Genomic DNA, 383 nt, shown 5'->3' with positions numbered 1-383 from the left:
GTTTGCTGGAGAAGTGGGCTCAGCAATACAGGGATGAGGGCCAGGAAGGCCTGCGCCCGAAACCGAAAGGCCGTCCCAAATCAAGCCTTGCTGCTCCTGCGAAGCCTGAATCAGAGCTGCAGCGTCTGCGCCGCGAGAACGAGCGCCTGAGGGCAGAGGTGGCCTTCTTGGGAAAAGTGCAGGCCTTGAGGGACGAGGGGCGGTGCTAAAGGCCCGTGCCGTCATCGCTCTCAAGGCCGAACACCGGCTGGATGTACTTCTGGACGTTGCCGGACTGGCCCGGTCGACCTACTTCTATCACCAGAGCCGACTCCAGACTCCCGACCCGCAAGCAGCACTAAAGGACGCGGTCACTGAAATCTTCATGGAGAACCATGCCCGTT

General features: G+C 60.8%; 2 pseudogenes. Both read left to right on the top strand.

Features of this window, described 5'->3' with window-relative positions:
* A pseudogene (locus tag AC5RUU_RS19640) lies at nucleotides 1-209 on the top strand (IS3-like element ISCod1 family transposase); the annotation flags it as partial.
* Nucleotides 203-383 (top strand): annotated as a pseudogene (locus AC5RUU_RS19635) (IS3-like element ISCod1 family transposase); the annotation flags it as partial. The pseudogenes AC5RUU_RS19640 and AC5RUU_RS19635, both read left to right, overlap by 7 nt.

This window comes from Arthrobacter sp. K4-10C, assembly GCF_059090085.1.
This window is presented reverse-complemented; position numbering and strand designations above follow the sequence as displayed.